The organism is Stenotrophomonas sp. NA06056 (assembly GCF_013364355.1).
Lineage (GTDB): Bacteria > Pseudomonadota > Gammaproteobacteria > Xanthomonadales > Xanthomonadaceae > Stenotrophomonas.
Map to the genome: position 1 here is coordinate 1,293,601 of NZ_CP054931.1, position 17,509 is coordinate 1,311,109.

At 64.2% G+C, this 17,509-nt stretch carries 12 protein-coding genes and 2 tRNA genes; 13 read left to right on the forward strand and 1 reads right to left on the reverse strand.

The window, feature by feature from the left end:
• The 12 genes from nuoL to pnp all read left to right on the forward strand — a co-directional run bounded on the left by nuoL (position 1) and on the right by pnp (position 14,970).
• Positions 1-2,160, forward strand: coding sequence for an NADH-quinone oxidoreductase subunit L (nuoL, locus tag HUT07_RS05595; RefSeq protein WP_176020092.1), 2,160 nt, complete (start codon positions 1-3; stop codon positions 2,158-2,160).
• A 23-nt stretch (positions 2,161-2,183) separates the two neighbouring features.
• Complete coding sequence (locus tag HUT07_RS05600) at positions 2,184-3,692, forward strand: NADH-quinone oxidoreductase subunit M (RefSeq protein WP_176020093.1); 1,509 nt, start codon at positions 2,184-2,186, stop codon at positions 3,690-3,692.
• 15 nt (positions 3,693-3,707) lie between these two features.
• Entirely contained in the window at positions 3,708-5,168 is a 1,461-nt protein-coding gene (gene nuoN / locus HUT07_RS05605) for an NADH-quinone oxidoreductase subunit NuoN (protein WP_176020094.1), read from the forward strand.
• A gap of 127 nt (positions 5,169-5,295) precedes the next feature.
• Positions 5,296-5,372 (forward strand) — tRNA-Met (locus HUT07_RS05610).
• A gap of 84 nt (positions 5,373-5,456) precedes the next feature.
• Positions 5,457-5,533 (forward strand) — tRNA-Met (locus tag HUT07_RS05615).
• 366 nt (positions 5,534-5,899) lie between these two features.
• The gene (gene rimP, locus HUT07_RS05620) at positions 5,900-6,490 is read left to right on the forward strand and encodes a ribosome maturation factor RimP (protein WP_176020095.1); all 591 of its coding nucleotides are present in this window, start codon (positions 5,900-5,902) and stop codon (positions 6,488-6,490) included.
• A 4-nt stretch (positions 6,491-6,494) separates the two neighbouring features.
• On the forward strand, positions 6,495-8,006 hold the full coding sequence (nusA, locus tag HUT07_RS05625) for a transcription termination factor NusA (protein WP_176020096.1): 1,512 nt from the start codon (positions 6,495-6,497) through the stop codon (positions 8,004-8,006).
• A gap of 92 nt (positions 8,007-8,098) precedes the next feature.
• Positions 8,099-10,741, forward strand: a complete 2,643-nt coding sequence (gene infB / locus HUT07_RS05630) for a translation initiation factor IF-2 (RefSeq protein ID WP_176020097.1) — start codon at positions 8,099-8,101, stop codon at positions 10,739-10,741.
• 132 nt (positions 10,742-10,873) lie between these two features.
• A complete protein-coding gene (gene rbfA, locus HUT07_RS05635) occupies positions 10,874-11,257 on the forward strand; it encodes a 30S ribosome-binding factor RbfA (protein ID WP_176020098.1) in 384 nt (127 codons plus the stop codon).
• A 109-nt stretch (positions 11,258-11,366) separates the two neighbouring features.
• Entirely contained in the window at positions 11,367-12,275 is a 909-nt protein-coding gene (gene truB / locus HUT07_RS05640; protein ID WP_176020099.1) for a tRNA pseudouridine(55) synthase TruB, read from the forward strand.
• Between the two features lie 174 nt (positions 12,276-12,449).
• Positions 12,450-12,710, forward strand: a complete 261-nt coding sequence (gene rpsO, locus HUT07_RS05645) for a 30S ribosomal protein S15 (RefSeq protein WP_005410445.1) — start codon at positions 12,450-12,452, stop codon at positions 12,708-12,710.
• A gap of 151 nt (positions 12,711-12,861) precedes the next feature.
• On the forward strand, positions 12,862-14,970 hold the full coding sequence (gene pnp, locus HUT07_RS05650) for a polyribonucleotide nucleotidyltransferase (protein WP_176020100.1): 2,109 nt from the start codon (positions 12,862-12,864) through the stop codon (positions 14,968-14,970).
• A 131-nt stretch (positions 14,971-15,101) separates the two neighbouring features.
• Here pnp and HUT07_RS05655 read toward each other — a convergent pair whose 3' ends face one another.
• Positions 15,102-16,094: a hypothetical protein gene (locus HUT07_RS05655; protein WP_176020101.1), complete on the reverse strand. Its 993-nt coding sequence runs from the start codon at positions 16,092-16,094 to the stop codon at positions 15,102-15,104.
• Between the two features lie 205 nt (positions 16,095-16,299).
• On the opposite strand from HUT07_RS05655, the gene HUT07_RS05660 reads away from it, so the two are divergent.
• Positions 16,300-17,490: a glycoside hydrolase family 18 protein gene (locus HUT07_RS05660; protein WP_176020102.1), complete on the forward strand. Its 1,191-nt coding sequence runs from the start codon at positions 16,300-16,302 to the stop codon at positions 17,488-17,490.
• Positions 17,491-17,509: the final 19 nt, after the last annotated feature.

Consider the following 17,509-nt stretch of genomic DNA (forward strand, 5'->3'; position numbering starts at 1 on the left):
ATGGAAATCACTCTCTCCAAGAGTCTGTTGATCGCAGTGGTGCTTGCACCGCTGTTCGGCAGCATCATCGCCGGCCTGTTCGGTCGCCAGGTCAAGCGCTTCGGCGCGCAGACCATCACGATCCTCGGTGTCGCCGTTGCCTGCGGCCTGTCGATGCACACGCTCTACCAGCTGCTGTGGGGCGGTGCGCAGCCGTTCAACGAGAACCTGTACACCTTCTTCGAAGTCGGCCAGTACTCGGCCCACGTCGGTTTCATGGTCGACAAGCTGACCGCGATGATGATGGTGGTGGTGACCTTCGTGTCGCTGCTGGTCCACATCTACACGATCGGCTACATGCAGGACGATCCGGGTTACCAGCGGTTCTTCAGCTACATCTCGCTGTTCACCTTCTCGATGCTCACCCTGGTGATGAGCAACAACTTCCTGCAGCTGTTCTTCGGCTGGGAAGCAGTGGGCCTGGTGTCGTACCTGCTGATCGGTTTCTGGTTCAAGCGCCCGACCGCGATCTTCGCCAACATGAAGGCCTTCCTGGTCAACCGCGTTGGTGACTTCGGCTTCCTGCTGGGCATCGCCGGCGTGTTGTGGGTGTTCGGTACCCTGGACTACTCGCAGGTGTTCTCGCAGGCCGGCATGCTCGCCGACCCGCGCGCCCAGCTGCAGATCTGGGACGGCACCATGTTCGGCATGCAGCTGCTGAACGAGCCGGTGATCTGGTCGATCGCCACCGTCATCTGCATCGGCCTGTTCATCGGCGCCATGGGCAAGTCGGCCCAGGTTCCGCTGCACGTGTGGCTGCCGGATTCGATGGAAGGCCCGACCCCGATCTCGGCACTGATCCACGCCGCGACGATGGTGACCGCCGGTATCTTCATGGTCACCCGCATGTCGCCGCTGTTCGAGCTGTCGCAGACCGCGCTGAACTTCATCCTGTTCATCGGTGCCACCACCGCGTTCTTCACCGGCCTGATCGGCATCGTGCAGAACGACATCAAGCGCGTCGTCGCGTACTCCACGCTGTCCCAGCTGGGTTACATGACCGTGGCGCTGGGCGTGTCGGCCTATTCGGCTGCCGTGTTCCACCTGATGACCCACGCCTTCTTCAAGGCGCTGCTGTTCCTCGGTGCAGGCTCGGTCATCATCGCGATGCACCACGAGCAGGACATGCGCAAGATGGGCGGCCTGCGCAAGTACATGCCGATCACCTTCATCACCATGTGGATCGGTACCCTGGCCCTGGTCGGTACGCCGTTCTTCTCCGGCTTCTACTCGAAGGACACCATCATCGAGGCCGCCGAGATCCACGCCCACATGCAGGGCAGCTGGGTGGCCACCTATGGCTACTGGGCCGTGCTGGGTGGTGTGCTGGTAACCAGCTTCTACAGCTTCCGCCTGCTGTTCCTGACCTTCCATGGCAAGGAGCGCTTCCGCGACGCGCATGATGATCATGGTCACGGCCATGATGATCACCATGCTGCCGATGCGCATCATGCCGACGCGCATGACGACCACGGCCATGGCCACGGTCCGCATGAGCCGCATGAAACGCCGTGGGTGGTGACGCTGCCGCTGATCCTGCTGGCCATCCCGTCGATCGCCATCGGTTTCTTCAGCATCGGTCCGATGCTGCACGGCACCGACTGGGCGGGTCACCATGCGCATGCGGCGATCAAGGGCCAGGCCACCACGTTCTTCACCGGTGTCGTGGACTTCTACGATCCGGCCAAGAACACCGTCGGTTTCCTCAGCGAGCATTTCCACGGTCCGGTCAAGTTCGCGCTGCACGGCATGATGCTGCCGCCGTTCTGGCTGACCCTGGCAGGCTTCCTGCTGGCTGCGTTGTTCTACCTGTGGAAGCCGGACCTGTCGGGCAAGGCGCGCAAGACCTTCGCCCCGGTGGTGTCCGTGCTGGAAAACAAGTACGGCTTCGACAAGCTGTGGATCGATGGCTTTGCCGGCGGCAGCGTCAAGCTGGGCAAGGTCTCGCGCTGGATCGACAGCAACATCGTCGACGGCGTGGTCAATCTCTCGGCACGTGTTGTGGACGTCGCAGCCAGCGTGCTGCGTCGTACCCAATCCGGTTTCCTCTATCACTACGCCTTCGCGATGATCATCGGCCTGATTGCCCTGCTGGGCGTGCTGATGCATTACCTGCGTTGATGACCTGTACGGAATAAGAAGACGTGTCGAACTGGCCTCTACTCAGTGTCCTCATCTGGCTGCCGATTCTCGGCGGTGCCCTGATCCTTGCGATTCGTGATGCGCAGACCGCCCGCTGGGCGTCCCTGGGCGTCGCGGTGCTGACCTTCGTGGCGAGTCTCTCGCTGCTGGGTGGCTACAACCCGGGCATCGACGCACTGCAGTTCGTCGAGACCCACGCTTGGATCCCGACCTACAACATCGGCTACAACCTGGGCGTGGACGGCATCGCCGTAGCGCTGATCCTGCTGACCACGCTGGTCAGCGTGCTCGCCCTGATCGGTGCCTGGAGCGCGATCGACAAGCGCGTGAACCAGTACGTGGCCGCCTTCCTGATCCTGGAAGGTGTCACTGTCGGTATCTTCTCGGCCACGGACGCGATGCTGTTCTACGTGTTCTTCGAGGCGATGCTGATCCCGATGTTCCTGATCATCGGTGTCTGGGGCGGCCCGCGCCGCATCTACGCGGCGCTGAAGTTCTTCCTGTACACCTTCCTCGGCTCGGTGCTGATGCTGGTGGCACTGATCTACCTGTACATGAAGGGCGGCAGCTTCCAGCTGGCCGACCTCTATGCACTGCAGCTGTCGGGCAAGGAGCAGACCTGGATCTTCTTCGCCTTCCTGATCGCGTTCGCGGTCAAGGTGCCGATGTTCCCGGTGCACACCTGGCTGCCGGATGCCCACGTGGAAGCGCCGACCGCCGGTTCGGTGATCCTGGCCGCCATCGCGCTGAAGATCGGTGGTTACGGCTTCCTGCGCTTCAACCTGCCGATCGTCCCCGACGCGTCGCAGGAATGGGCATGGCTGGTGATCGCGCTGTCGCTGATCGCGGTGATCTACGTCGGTCTGGTCGCCCTGGTGCAGGACGACATGAAGAAGCTGATCGCCTATTCGTCGATCGCGCACATGGGCTTCGTCACCCTCGGCACCTTCATCGCCCTGTGGCTGGTGCGTGAAGCCGGCAACGTCGATGCGGCCCGCCTGGGCCTGCAGGGCGCCATGGTGCAGATGATCTCGCACGGCTTCGTGTCCGGCGCGATGTTCTCCTGCGTCGGTGTGCTGTACGACCGCATGCACAGCCGCCGCATCGCCGATTACGGCGGCGTGGTCAACGTGATGCCGTGGTTCGCCACTTTCTCCATGCTGTTCTTCATGGCCAACGCGGGCCTGCCGGGTACCAGCGGTTTCGTCGGCGAGTTCATGGTCATCCTGGCGGCCTTCCAGCGCAATCCGTGGATCGCGCTGGGCGCAGCCACCACCCTGATCATCGGCGCCGCCTACACCCTGTGGCTGTACAAGCGCATCTTCTTCGGCGAAGTGGCCAACAGCCACGTGGCCGAGCTGAAGGACATCAACGGCCGCGAATGGCTGCTGCTGGGCGTCTTCGCCATCGGCGTGCTGGCCCTGGGTATCTACCCCAAGCCGCTGACCGACCTGATGGAGCCCTCGATCGCAAAGCTGGCGATGCAGATCGCATCCAGCAAGTTGCTGTAATTCCAGGATTTGATGATGACCACCTCGCCGCTGCTGCCATTGACCGCCGCTGACCTGCCACCGCTCGCTCCCGAGCTGGTGCTGATCGGCAGCGCCTTCGCCCTGATGATCCTCGACCTGTTCGTCAGTGAACGGAACAAGATCGTCACCCACCTGTTCTCGGTCGCTGCACTGGCCGTCGTCCTGTTCATGCTGGCTACCGGCGTGGGCGGGCAGGGGGAGGTCTTCCATGGCATGTTCGTGCGCGATACCGCCGCGGACGTGATGAAGACCGGGATCGTGCTGCTCAGCGGCCTGACCCTGATCTACGGCTGGGGCTACCTGCGCGAGCGCAAGCTGTTCCAGGGCGAGATCCCTGTGCTGATCCTGTTCGGCACCGCCGGCATGATGATCCTGGTCTCCGCCGGCAGCCTGCTGATGGTGTACCTGGGCCTGGAACTGCTGGCCCTGTGCTCCTATGCGCTGGTCGCCAGCAACCGCGAGAACGGCCTGGCCTCGGAAGCGGCGATGAAGTACATCGTCCTCGGCTCGCTGGCTTCGGGCCTGCTGCTGTACGGCATGTCGCTGATCTACGGCGCTACCGGCAGCCTGCACCTGGATGCCATCCAGGCCGCCATCCCGCACTCGGAAGAGCGCGTGCTGCTGATCACCGGCGCGGTCTTCATGATCGCCGGCGTTGCCTTCAAGCTGGGTGCCGCACCATTCCACATGTGGCTGCCCGACGTGTACCAGGGCGCTCCGGCACCGATCGCACTGTTCATCAGCTCGGCACCGAAGCTGGCCGCGTTCGGCATGGCCTACCGCCTGCTGGAAATGGGCGTGGGTCCGCTGTCCACCGAACTGCAGCTGCTGATCGCCGGCCTGGCCGCGGTCTCGCTGGTGATCGGCAACCTGATGGCCATCGCGCAGAGCAACCTCAAGCGCATGCTGGCGTTCTCCACGGTCTCGCACATCGGCTTCCTGCTGATGGGCATCGCCGGTGGCGGTTCGCAGGGCTATGCGGCTGCGCTGTTCTACGCCCTGGCCTACGCCATCATGTCTACCGCCGCCTTCGGTGCAATCATCGCGCTGTCGCGTGCGGGCTTTGAGGCCGAGAACATCGAGGACTTCAAGGGTCTGAACGCCCGCAACCCGTGGATGGCCGGCCTGGTGCTGTGCATCATGGCGTCGCTGGCGGGCATCCCGCCGTTCCTCGGCTTCTGGACCAAGCTGGCCGTGCTCGGCGCTGCGATCAACGGCGGCCTGCTGTGGCTGGCGATCCTGGGTGTGCTGTGCGCCGTGGTCGGCTGCTTCTACTACCTGCGTGTCATCAAGGTCATGTACTTCGATGAACCGGTGGGCGAGGCGATGCCGCGCAGCAACGATCGCGTGCTGGGCGTGGTGCTGGGCGTGAATGCACTGGCACTGCTGGCGCTGGGCCTGTCCTGGAACCCGATCATGCTGTGGTGCCAGCAGGCCTTTGCGCATCTTGCATAAAAGTTGACACAAAGCTGCGCGATTCGTGTAATATGCGCAGCCTGAGTTGTCACTGCAGCGGTTCAGCCAGAACATCGTTGCGGTAGCCCTCCTCGAAAGAGCAGGGCAGCAGTTCAAACACTTCCGGTGCGGGGTGGAGCAGTCTGGCAGCTCGTCGGGCTCATAACCCGAAGGTCGCAGGTTCAAATCCTGCCCCCGCTACCAACACATCGAATCGGCGCCAACCAATTCGATGAATGAGGAAAAGCTTGCAGGTTTTGAAGTTATCCCTCATAATTCCGCTTCTGATGCGGGGTGGAGCAGTCTGGCAGCTCGTCGGGCTCATAACCCGAAGGTCGCAGGTTCAAATCCTGCCCCCGCTACCAAGTAAAGAATGCGCCTTCGAAGCTTTGTTTCGAGGGCGTTTTTCTTTGTGGTGCTGGTCGATCCGCTGGGCATGCCCGGCCTGGCCTCACGCCGCGCAGCGGTCGCTTTGCGCCGGCCCGCAGCCTTGCACCAGAGCGGTGCAGGGGCTATCATCAGCGGCCTAGAAGTACCCCTGACGGCGGCGCTCCCCAACGGAGAACCACCCGGAAGGAGGGCCGCAACACGCTTGTTCAGCGCGTTGCAACCGGAATCCAGTCACCGGAGTCTTTCCGGAAAAGGGGCCCAGCGGGCCCTTCGTCGTTTTCGGGGCGTCATGTTTCCACGCTGGCCAAGGCCGGCACCCAACCAAGAGATCAAGGCAGGCTGTGAGCGACAAGGCAACCGACATCGCGAATCTGCTCGCCCCGACCGTTGTGTCGCTGGGCCTGGAGCTGCTGGGCGTTGAGTATCTGCCGGCCCCCGGCGGTGCGACCCTTCGCCTTTACATCGACGTGCCGCTGGCGGAACAGCCGGAGCGCATCATCAATGTGGACGACTGTGAGCGGGTAAGCCGCGAAGTCTCGGCACAGATGGACGTCGAGGACCCGATCAGCGGCAATTACACGCTGGAAGTGTCCTCTCCGGGCGTGGACCGCCCGCTGTTCAACCTGGAACAGTTCGGTCGTCACCTCGGCGAATCGGCCAAGGTCACGCTGAAGCTGCCGCAGGAAAACCGCCGCCGCCTGCAGGGTCGCATCGACGCGATCGACGAGGCGCAGGGCAGCATCACCTTCATCGTCGACAACGCCGCACTGGTGGTGTCGGCAGACAACATCGACAAGGCGCGGATCATGCCTGACTGGGTGGCGCTGGGGCTGGCCCCGAGCAAGCCGACCGGTCCGGCACCGAAGCGTCCGAAGCCGAACAAGAATTCTTCTTCCAACGAGCCGGCGGCAAAGAAGCCGCGCGCGGAGTGAGCCAATGAGCAAGGAACTGTTGCTGGTAGTGGACGCGGTCGCCAACGAAAAGGGCGTGCCGCGTGAAGTGATCTTCGATGCCATCGAGGCCGCCCTGGCCTCGGCAGCGAAGAAGCGCTATCCCGACGAGGAAGTGCTGACCCGCGTGGTCATCGACCACAAGGATGGCAACTACGAAACCTTCCGCCGCTGGGAAGTGGTGGCCGATGACGTGGTGATGGAATCGCCGGATCGCCAGATCCGCCTGATGGATGCGATCGAGGAAGCCGAAGGCGTGGATGTCGGCGACTACATCGAAGAGCAGATCGAGAACCCCGACTTCGGTCGTATCGCCGCTCAGGCCGCCAAGCAGGTGATCGTGCAGCGCGTGCGCGAAGCCGAGCGCCAGCAGGTGGTCGATGCGTGGGCCGACCGTGTGGGCGAGCTGATCACCGGTGTGGTCAAGCGCGCCGAGCGCGGCAACATCTATGTCGACCTTGGCGGTAACGCCGAGGGTTTCATCCCGAAGGACAAGGGCATTCCGCGTGACGTCCTGCGTGCTGGCGACCGCGTCCGCGGTTACCTGGCCGAAGTGCGTTCGGAGCCGCGTGGCCCGCAGCTGTTCATCAGCCGTGCCGCACCGGAATTCATGATCGAGCTGTTCAAGCTGGAAGTGCCGGAAGTCGGCCAGGGCCTGGTGGAAATCAAGGCCTGCGCCCGCGATCCGGGCGACCGCGCCAAGATCGCCGTGCTCGCCCACGACCAGCGCACCGATCCGATCGGCGCCTGCATCGGCATGCGTGGTTCGCGCGTGCAGGCCGTCTCCAACGAGCTCAATGGCGAGCGCGTGGACATCGTGCTGTGGAATGAAAATCCGGCCAACTTCGTCATCAATGCGATGGCGCCGGCCGAAGTGCAGTCGATCATCGTCGATGAAGACAAGCACTCCATGGATCTGGCCGTGGCAGAAGACCGCCTGGCCCAGGCCATCGGCAAGGGCGGCCAGAACGTGCGCCTGGCCAGCCGCCTGACCGGTTGGCAGCTGAACGTGATGACCCAGGACCAGGTCACCGCCAAGTCCGAAGCAGAGCAGGCTTCGGCCCGCCAGCTGTTCATGGACAAGCTGGAAGTCGACGAGGAAATCGCCGGCATCCTGGTCAGCGAAGGCTTCGGCACGGTCGAGGAAATCGCATACGTACCGGTTGGCGAACTGCTGGCCGTGGAAGGTTTCGACGAAGACATCGTCGAAGAGCTGCGCGCACGTGCCCGCGATGCGCTGCTCAATGAGGCCCTGGCAGTCGAGGAAGGCCTCGAGGATGGCCAGCCGGCGCAGGACCTGCTGTCCCTGAAGGGCATGGACGAAGCCACCGCATATGCGTTGGCCGGCCACGGCGTGCGTACCAGCGAGGACTTGTCCGACCTGGCCGCCGACGAGGTCATGGACTTCGGCATCGAAGGGCTGGACCAGGAGCGCGCTGCGGCGCTGATCCTGGCCGCGCGTGCCGAGGAGATCGCCCGACTGGAACGCGGCGAATGAGCCGGCAATGAACAGGGCCCTGAGCCGATCAGGGCGTAGAATCCGCGCCACCTCCAGATGCGGGGGGGCGCCCTCAAGATCATAGGATCCGAATGTCGCAGCAAACCACCATCCGCAAGCTTGCTGAACTGGTCAATACACCGGTCGAAAAACTGCTGGAACAGCTGGCCGGTGCCGGCATGAAGTTCAGCGGTCCCGACCAGGTCGTGACCAGCTCCGAGAAAGTGAAGCTCCTGGGCTTCCTTCGTCGTTCGCATGGCAAGCCCGAGCAGGCCCCGGAAGAGACGGATCAGTCCGCCAAGAAGATCACGCTCAATCGCCGGAAACAGCAGGAAGTGACGGTCAATTCCGGTCGCAGCAAGACGACCGTGAATGTCGAGGTGCGCCAGAAGCGTACCTACGTCAAGGATGGTGCGCGTGCGATGACCCCGGACGAAGAGCGCGCCGACATTCTGCGCAAGCTGGAAGAGTCGCGCGCACGCAACCTCGCAGAGCAGCAGGCGCTGGCCGAGAAGGACCGCCTGCGTGACGAGGAAATCGTCCGCAAGCGCGAGGAAGAAGTTGCCGCCAAGGAGCGTGCCGAGGCCGAGAAGAAGGCGGCCGAGGAAGCTGCGGTTGCCGCCAAGGCTGCCGAGGCGCTTGCTGCCAGCAAGCCCAAGGTGCGTGCTCCGATCGACGAAACCGCGCCGCGCCCGCCGCGCGCTCCGGCCGCAGCCCCGGCTGCGCCGCGCAGTGCCGCGCCGCCGCGCAACGACGACCGCAACAACCGCAGCGCGCCGCGCAACGAGCGTGGCCCGGGTGATCGCTTTGCCGGTCAGATGCACCTGTCCGCCGCCGATCGTGCGCGCCGTGGCAACAGCAACAACAGCAACAACCGTGGTCGTCCGGGCAGCCGTCCGACGTCCGGCCGTCGCGACATGTCGCGCGGCGGTGGCAACGCCGGCCCGCACGCCTTTGAGCGTCCGACCGCACCGGTCGTGCGTGAAGTGGCGATCGGCGACACCATCACCGTGGCCGACCTGGCGCAGAAGCTCGCGCTGAAGGGCGGCGAAGTGGTGAAGGCGCTGTTCAAGATGGGCGTGATGGCCACCATCACCCAGTCCATCGATCACGACACCGCAGCACTGGTCACCGAAGAGCTGGGCCACAAGGCGATCCGCGCCAGCGACAACGACGCCGAAGACGCGCTGTTGGCATCGGCGGGTGAGAACCAGGGTGAGGCCGTGCAGCGTCCGCCGGTGGTCACCATCATGGGCCACGTCGATCACGGCAAGACCTCGCTGCTGGATTACATCCGTCGCACCAAGGTCGCCACCGGCGAAGCCGGCGGCATCACCCAGCACATCGGTGCGTACCACGTTGAAACGCCGAAGGGCGTCATCAGCTTCCTGGATACCCCGGGCCATGCCGCGTTCACTTCGATGCGTGCCCGCGGTGCCAAGCTGACCGATATCGTGGTGCTGGTCGTGGCTGCCGATGACGGCGTCATGCCGCAGACCAAGGAAGCCATCCAGCACGCCCGTTCGGCAGGTGTGCCGCTGATCGTGGCGATCAACAAGATCGACAAGTCCGGCGCTGATCCGATGCGGGTCAAGAACGAGCTGCTTTCCGAGCAGGTCGTGGCCGAGGACTTCGGTGGCGACACCCAGATGGTGGAGATCTCGGCCAAGACCGGCCTGGGCATCGACGATCTGCTGGAAGCTGTTTCGGTGCAGGCTGAACTGCTGGAACTGAAGGCAGTCGACGATGGCCGTGCCAACGGTGTGGTCATCGAATCCTCGCTGGACAAGGGCCGTGGCCCGATCGCGACGGTGCTGGTGCAGCAGGGCCGCCTGAAGAAGGGCGATTACCTGGTGTGCGGTATCCAGTACGGCCGCGTGCGTGCGCTGTTCGACGAAACCGGCAAGCAGCCGGAGTTCGCTGGTCCGTCCATCCCGGTGCAGGTCCTGGGTCTGTCCGGCGTGCCGGAAGCCGGTGACGACTTCGTCGTCGTCGACGACGAGCGTCTGGCCAAGGACGTTGCCCAGCAGCGTGAGACCAAGCGTCGTGAATCGCGCCTGGTGGCCACCGCTGGCAGCCGCATGGAAGACATCATGGCGACCCTGGGCAAGGGCGAGGGCCAGCAGGTCCTCAACCTGGTCATCAAGGCCGACGTGCAGGGTTCGGTGCAGGCCCTGAGCCAGGCACTGGTCGCGCTGTCCAACGAAGACATCCGCATCAACGTGATCCACTCCGGCGTGGGCGGCATCACCGAATCGGACGCCAACTCGGCGGCCGCTTCGAAGGCCACCGTCATCGGCTTCAACGTGCGTGCGGATGCTTCGGCCCGTCGCATCATCGAATCCAACGGCGTGGACCTGCGTTACTTCTCGATCATCTATGACGTGATCGATCAGGTGAAGCAGGTGGCGTCCGGTCTGCTGGGCGTGGAGATCCGCGAAGAGATCATCGGTATCGCCGAGGTCCGCGACGTCTTCCGCAGCTCCAAGCTGGGCGCCGTCGCCGGCTCGATGGTCATCGAGGGCGTGGTCAAGCGCAACAAGCCGATCCGCGTGCTGCGCGACAGCGTGGTGATCTTCGAAGGCGAGCTGGAATCGCTGCGCCGCTTCAAGGAAAACGTCGAGGAAGTCCGCAACGGTACCGAGTGCGGTATCGCGGTGAAGGCCTACAACGACGTCAAGCCGGGTGACCAGATCGAGTGCTTCGAGCGTATCGAAGTGCCGCGCACCCTGTAATGCTGCAAGGTGGCCCGACCATCGGTCGGGCCCTACCATGTACCTGTAGCGCCCGACCGTTGGTCGGGCGACAATCGAATCAAAGGTAGCGCCCGACCGTTGGTCGGGCGACAACTGAACCAAGAGCCTCTCGTGCCCAAGACTTTCCATCGAACCGACCGTGTCTCCGCCCAGTTGCGCCGTGAACTCGGCACCCTGGTGCACAACGCCGTGCGCGAGCACGGGTTGCCCTCGGTGAGCGTGTCCGACGTGGAAATCACCCGTGACATGGCCCATGCCAAGGTGTTCGTCACCGCGCTGATGCCGGAACGTTCGGTTGAAGCAGTGAAGGGCCTGAAGGAACTGGCCTGGGGCCTGCGCATGGAGCTGGCGCGCGCGATGAAGCTGCGGCATGTGCCAGAGCTGCATTTCCACTACGACGACTCGGTCGACCGTGGTGAGCACATCGACAACCTCCTGCGCGACCTGCCCGATACGCTGGCTGCGGAGAAGCGTCGCGAAGGCGACGAAGAATAACCGCGCGACGCCGGGCATGCCCGGCGTTGTTGCATTCCGGCTGCGCGATGTCTGAGGCAGACCGCGCTGCGCGCTCGCCGGGCATGGCCCGGCGCTACCCGTACCTGTCATGACCCGAATTCAGTTCCGCCGCCTGGATGGCATCCTGCTGCTCGACAAGCCGACCGGCATGAGCTCCAACGCCGCACTGCAGGTCGCCCGTCGCCTGTTCCGTGCCGAGAAGGGTGGCCACACCGGCAGCCTGGACCCGCTGGCCACCGGCCTGTTGCCGCTGTGCTTTGGCGAGGCGACCAAGATCGCCGGCCTGCTGCTGGGCTCGGCCAAGGCCTACGACGCCGAGATCGTGCTGGGCCAGACCACCGATACCGACGATGCTGAGGGCCAGGTGCTGCTCGAGCGTCCGGTGCCCGTGATCAGTGCCGAGGCGCTGGAAGCGGCACTTGCGCCGTTGCGCGGCAACATCCTGCAACGTGCGCCGATCTATTCCGCGCTCAAGCAGGGTGGGGAGCCGCTGTATGTGAAGGCCCGCCGTGGCGATGTCATCGAGGCGCCTGAGCGCCAGGTGCAGGTCCACGCCATCGAGGTGCTGGAGCAGCAGCCTGAGCGGCTGCGGCTGCGGGTCACCTGTGGCTCGGGCACCTATATCCGCAGTCTGGCCCGTGACCTGGGTGAAACGCTGGGCTGTGGCGCACACATCAGTGCCCTGCGGCGCCTGTGGGTGGAACCGTTCCGCACCCCTGTCATGGTCACCCTGGACCAGCTGCGGGCACTGGTCCAGGCCGGCGAGGAGGCCGCCATGGAGGCCCTGCTGCTGCCGCTGTCGGCTGGCCTGGCCGAGTACCCCCGGGTCGACCTGGATGCCGACCAGGCCCACCGCTTCTGCGTGGGCCAGCGTCAGCGCGATCCGTCGTGGCCGCAGGGCCTGGTAGTCGTGTTTGGACCTGAATCGGCGCTTCAGGGCCTTGGCCAGGTCGATGACAGTGGCCTGCTGGCACCGCAGCGCCGCTTCAACCTTTGACCGGCGCCGGTCGATTCAGCCCCGGACCTTGTTCCAAAACCCCCTGGCCGTTACAATTTCGCGGCCGTTTTCCGGCAACCTGCCTCGCGCAGGTTTCATCCTTGTAGTCCACGGCGAGCCAGGCGGTGCGCGAAAGCGCGTTCCTGCCGGCCACGCATCACAGAGAAAAAAGACATGTCGATCGACACCCAGAAGGTCATTGAAGACAACAAGCGCAGCTCGGCTGACACCGGCTCCCCGGAAGTCCAGGTTGCACTGCTGACCGCCCGCATCGAACTGCTGACCGGCCACTTCAAGACCCACAAGAAGGATCACCACAGCCGCCGCGGCCTGCTGCAGATGGTCAATCGCCGTCGCAGCCTGCTCGACTACCTGAAGAAGAAGGACGTCGAGCGTTACAAGGCCCTGATCGAGAAGCTTGGCCTGCGTCGCTAAGCAACGAATCCCCCGCGGCGCAGCGATGCGCCGCGGTTTTGTTTTGTAGCACCGTAATTCCCGATTCAGACCGGAACGATCCGGTCACCCGCTGGCGGCAAGGGTCGCCGACGGTCCAATTCGCAGACAGCATCCCCAAGGACACCCATCCGTGGCAAAAATCACCAAAACCTTCCAGTACGGCAAGCACACCGTCACGCTTGAGACCGGCGAAATCGCCCGCCAGGCCGGTGGCGCCGTCATCGTCAAGTTCGACGACACCGTGCTGCTGGTCTCCGCCGTTGCCGCCAAGAGCGCGCGTGAGGGCCAGGACTTCTTCCCCCTGACCTGTGACTATCAGGAGAAGTTCTACGCCGGTGGCCGCATCCCGGGTGGCTTCTTCAAGCGCGAAGGCCGCGCGACCGAAAAAGAGACGCTGATTTCGCGCCTGATCGATCGCCCGATCCGTCCGCTGTTCCCGGAAGACTACAAGAACGAAGTCCAGATCATCGCCACGGTGATGTCGCTGAACCCGGACATCGACGGTGACATCCCGGCGCTGATCGGTGCCTCGGCTGCGCTGTCGCTGGCCGGTACCCCGTTCAAGGGCCCGATCGCCGCCGCCAAGGTCGGTTACAAGAACGGTGAGTACATCCTCAACCCGACCGTGACCGAACTGAAGGATTCGGAGCTGGAGCTGGTCGTTGCCGGTACCGCCAATGCTGTGCTGATGGTGGAATCCGAAGCCGCGCTGCTGTCCGAAGACGTGATGCTGGGCGCTGTGACCTTCGGTCACCGCGAAATGCAGAAGGTCATCAACGCCATCAACGAGCTGACCGTCGAAGCCGGCACCAAGCCGTCGACCTGGGAAGCCCCGGCCAAGAACACCGCGCTGATCAGCGCCCTGCAGGAAGCCATCGGCCCGCGCCTGGGCGAAGCCTTCCAGGTGCGCGACAAGCTGCAGCGCCGCGACGCCATCTCGGCGATCAAGAAGGACGTGACCGAGTCGCTGGCGGGCCGCGTTGCCGCCGACGGCTGGAACCCGGCCGAGCTGTCGAAGGAGTTCGGCGAGCTGGAATACAGCACCATGCGCAACTCGGTGCTGGACACCAAGGTCCGCATCGACGGCCGTGCGCTGGACACCGTCCGCCCGATCGCAGTGAAGACCGGCATCCTGCCGCGTACCCACGGTTCCTCGCTGTTCACCCGCGGTGAAACGCAGGCCATCGTGACCATCACCCTGGGCACCGCCCGTGACGGCCAGGTCATCGATGCCGTCTCCGGTGAGTACAAAGAGAACTTCCTGTTCCATTACAACTTCCCCCCCTACTCGGTGGGTGAAACCGGCCGCATGATGGGCCCGAAGCGTCGCGAGATCGGCCACGGCCGTCTGGCCAAGCGCGGCGTGCTGGCAGTGATGCCGTCGCTGGAATCCTTCCCGTACACCATCCGTGTCGTGTCGGAAATCACCGAATCCAACGGCTCCTCGTCGATGGCATCGGTCTGCGGCTCGTCGCTGGCCCTGATGGACGCCGGCGTGCCGGTGAAGGCACCGGTTGCCGGTATCGCCATGGGTCTGGTCAAGGAAGGCGATCGCTTCGTCGTCCTGTCCGACATCCTGGGTGACGAAGATCACCTGGGCGACATGGACTTCAAGGTTGCCGGTACCGCTGAGGGCATCTCCGCCCTGCAGATGGACATCAAGATCGAAGGCATCACCGAAGAGATCATGAAGCAGGCGCTGCAGCAGGCCAAGGCTGGCCGTCTGCACATCCTGGGCGAAATGGCCCACGGCCTGACCGCTCCGCGCGAAGAGCTGTCGGACTACGCGCCGCGTCTGCTGACCATCAAGATCCACCCGGACAAGATCCGCGAAGTGATCGGCAAGGGTGGTTCCACCATCCAGGCCATCACCAAGGAAACCGGCACCCAGATCGACATCCAGGATGACGGCACCATCGTCATCGCGTCGGTCAATGCCATCGCTGCCCAGGCTGCCAAGGCCCGCATCGAGCAGATCACCTCGGACGTCGAGCCGGGCCGCATCTACGAAGGCAAGGTCGCCAAGATCATGGACTTCGGTGCGTTCGTCACCATCCTGCCGGGCAAGGACGGCCTGGTGCACGTGTCGCAGATCTCCAGCGACCGCGTCGAGAAGGTCGGCGACGTGCTGAAGGAAGGCGATGTGGTCAAGGTCAAGGTGCTGGAAGTCGACAAGCAGGGCCGTATCCGCCTGTCGATGAAGGCCGTCGAGGAAGGCGAAGGCGCCAGCGCCGAGTAATCGATGGTGTGTGTCAACCTTGGTTGACACGCCTCGATTCCGGTAGGTGTCAACCTTGGTTGACACACCGAAATGAAAAAGCGGGCTTCGGCCCGCTTTTTCTTTGCCTGCAACACCCACCAGGCGTAGCGCTACGGCGACGGTTCCTCTGCATTTTCCTGCCCCAGCCACCACACCTGGCCAGGCTCCGGGTCCGGAAGCGGATGCTCACGGTGTTCAATCGACTCCAGTACGCGCCCACGGCCTGCTGACGTCCATACCGCCATCAGCTTCTCCACGGCGGCACGGCCCTGCGCGGCAATACCGAGATTGCGTTCGCGCGCCCAGGCCTCGTCACCATCGTGGCGGTCGTCGCCGTGCTGGTGCGGCGTGCCATAGCTGCAGCGCAGGCACAGGTGGCGTACCGAATGGGTCCAGTCTTCGACCAGGCCGATACCGGGCAACGTGAGCGCCCGCAGCGCGGCAATGTCCTCCGGCCCATCGCATTGCACGAACACGGCATGGGTCGCCATGTCCGACTGCTGCAGGCGCTGCATGGCGTTGAACACCGGCACTTCGCGCTCTCCATAGGTGCGGCGCCCGGTGGATGCACCGTCGTGCAGCACGATGTCACCGAAGCGGAACCCGCTTTCTGGAAGCGGCACGTTCTCCAGCCGCGCGCGCACCGGATCCAGCCGGCGCATGTACACAGTCTCGCCGCTGGACCATGGATTCAGGCGAACACAGGCAACGCCGAAATTGCCGTCGATCGGGCCTTCGCCTTCGGGGAGTGTGATGCCGCAACGGGTCCATTGCCGCCGCGCCTCCGCCCAGTCACCGGCACCGGTAGCGGCAATGCCAGCGTTCCATGCGGTGCCCTCATCGAGGCCATCACGCAGCTGCTCTGAACGAAGGTTGTCCTGCAGCGACAGCGGCCAATCGCGCAGGTACTTGTGTGCAAGCCCGCGCATGTAGTGCAGGTGCGGGATGTCGGGTGTGACTGCGATCAGCTCGCCGAACAGGGTGGCGGCGTCCGCCAGGTCGCCAGCATCGAACGCCGCATAGGCACGCGCTTCCATTGCCTGCAGCTTCTCGAGGGTTTCATCGTCCAGCAGTTCGTCGTCTGCGTCGTGGTCTGTGGTCATGTCCGTGTGTCATTGAAGATCCTGCGCCACCTTAGCTCAGGCGGGTCGTGTGTTGTCCTGCAGTGACGTGCTTTCGACGTTGCGCCGCCATGGTCGTGTCAGCTTCCAGTGGCTGGCTGCTGTCCAGCGGACGACTTGCGCGGACATCCGCACGCTGCAGCGATCTGTTTGCTAACGTGGCTGCGCCTTCGACCCGGGAGTTTCCATGTTCCGCCAGACCATGGCCGTACTTGCAGTGCTGGTTGCCGCCGCTCTGCCCATCGCAGCGCCGGCGGCGCCAGCGCAACCGCCGATCTTCGGTGCGTACTATCCGGGCGGATCGGCCGAGCGCTATCCGGTGTCCAGCATCCCGGCTGAGCGACTCACCCATCTGTTCTATGCGTTTTCCACCATCGAGGATGGACGCTGTGCGATTGGTGCCGAGGCGTCGGCCAACTTCGTTGCGTTGGCCGAGCTGAAGCGCAGGCATCCGCATCTGCGCACGTTGATTTCGATTGGGGGGTGGGGCGCGGGCGGATTCTCCGATGCTGCGCTGACCGAGGCCAGCCGCAGGCGCCTGGTTGATTCGTGCATGGCGCTGTTCTTCGAGCGTCATGCTGGCAGCTTCGATGGCGTGGACATCGACTGGGAATTTCCCGTCAGCGGTGGCCCGAAGGAGCTGGCGCACCGCCCGCAGGATCGCGCCAACCTGACGAAGCTGGCGCAGGCCTTCCGCGTGGCGCTTGATGCACGTGGCAGAAAGGCGGGGCAGCCGATGCTGCTGACCGCGGCGCTGGCGGCTGGCCGCCTGCAGACAGACGGTCCGTACGATCCCGCCGCCAGCTACGATCTGCCAGCGCTGGCCAAGGTGTTCGACTTCATCAACCTGATGAGCTACGACATGGGCACCGGCTTCTCGTCGGTATCGACCTTCAATGCCCCCCTGCATGAAGTGCCTGCCGACCCGTTGGCGCCGGAACTGCGGCGCTGGAACAACGTCGCTGGTGCCGTGCAGTACTACCGCGAGCGGGGTGTGCCGGCGAGCAAGCTGGTGCTGGGCGTGCCGTTCTATGGGCGCGGTTTCAAGGTCACCGGTGAATCGGCAGACGGCTTGTACCAGGCTTACAGCGCTCCGGCCGATGCCGGTGACTGGCGGGTGATCAAGGCGCGCTATCTCGACCAGCCGGGCTGGGACAAATACTGGCAGCCGCAGGCGCAGAGCCCGTGGTTGTACAACCCGGCAGAGAAGATTTTCATCAGCTATGAAGACCCGCGTTCGATCGGCCTGCGTGCGCAGTTCGCGCGCGAACAAGGCCTGGCCGGTGTCTTCATGTGGGAGCTGACCGGTGACGACGAGCAGGCCAGCCTGCTCAACGCCATGCTTGCTCCGTGGCAGAAAGCCCGCGTCGGCGACTGACCGTGCTGGCAACGCCGGG

What these genes read in the sequence shown, in the direction of transcription:
- rpsO (WP_005410445.1), top strand. Translation starts at nt 12,450, where the DNA reads ATGTCGATCGACACCCAGAAGGTCATTGAAGACAACAAGCGCAGCTCG.
- nusA (WP_176020096.1), top strand. Translation starts at nt 6,495, where the DNA reads ATGAGCAAGGAACTGTTGCTGGTAGTGGACGCGGTCGCCAACGAAAAG.
- infB (WP_176020097.1), top strand. Translation starts at nt 8,099, where the DNA reads ATGTCGCAGCAAACCACCATCCGCAAGCTTGCTGAACTGGTCAATACA.
- nuoN (WP_176020094.1), top strand. Translation starts at nt 3,708, where the DNA reads ATGACCACCTCGCCGCTGCTGCCATTGACCGCCGCTGACCTGCCACCG.
- nuoL (WP_176020092.1), top strand. Translation starts at nt 1, where the DNA reads ATGGAAATCACTCTCTCCAAGAGTCTGTTGATCGCAGTGGTGCTTGCA.
- HUT07_RS05655 (WP_176020101.1), bottom strand. Translation starts at nt 16,094, where the DNA reads ATGACCACAGACCACGACGCAGACGACGAACTGCTGGACGATGAAACC.
- HUT07_RS05660 (WP_176020102.1), top strand. Translation starts at nt 16,300, where the DNA reads ATGTTCCGCCAGACCATGGCCGTACTTGCAGTGCTGGTTGCCGCCGCT.
- truB (WP_176020099.1), top strand. Translation starts at nt 11,367, where the DNA reads ATGACCCGAATTCAGTTCCGCCGCCTGGATGGCATCCTGCTGCTCGAC.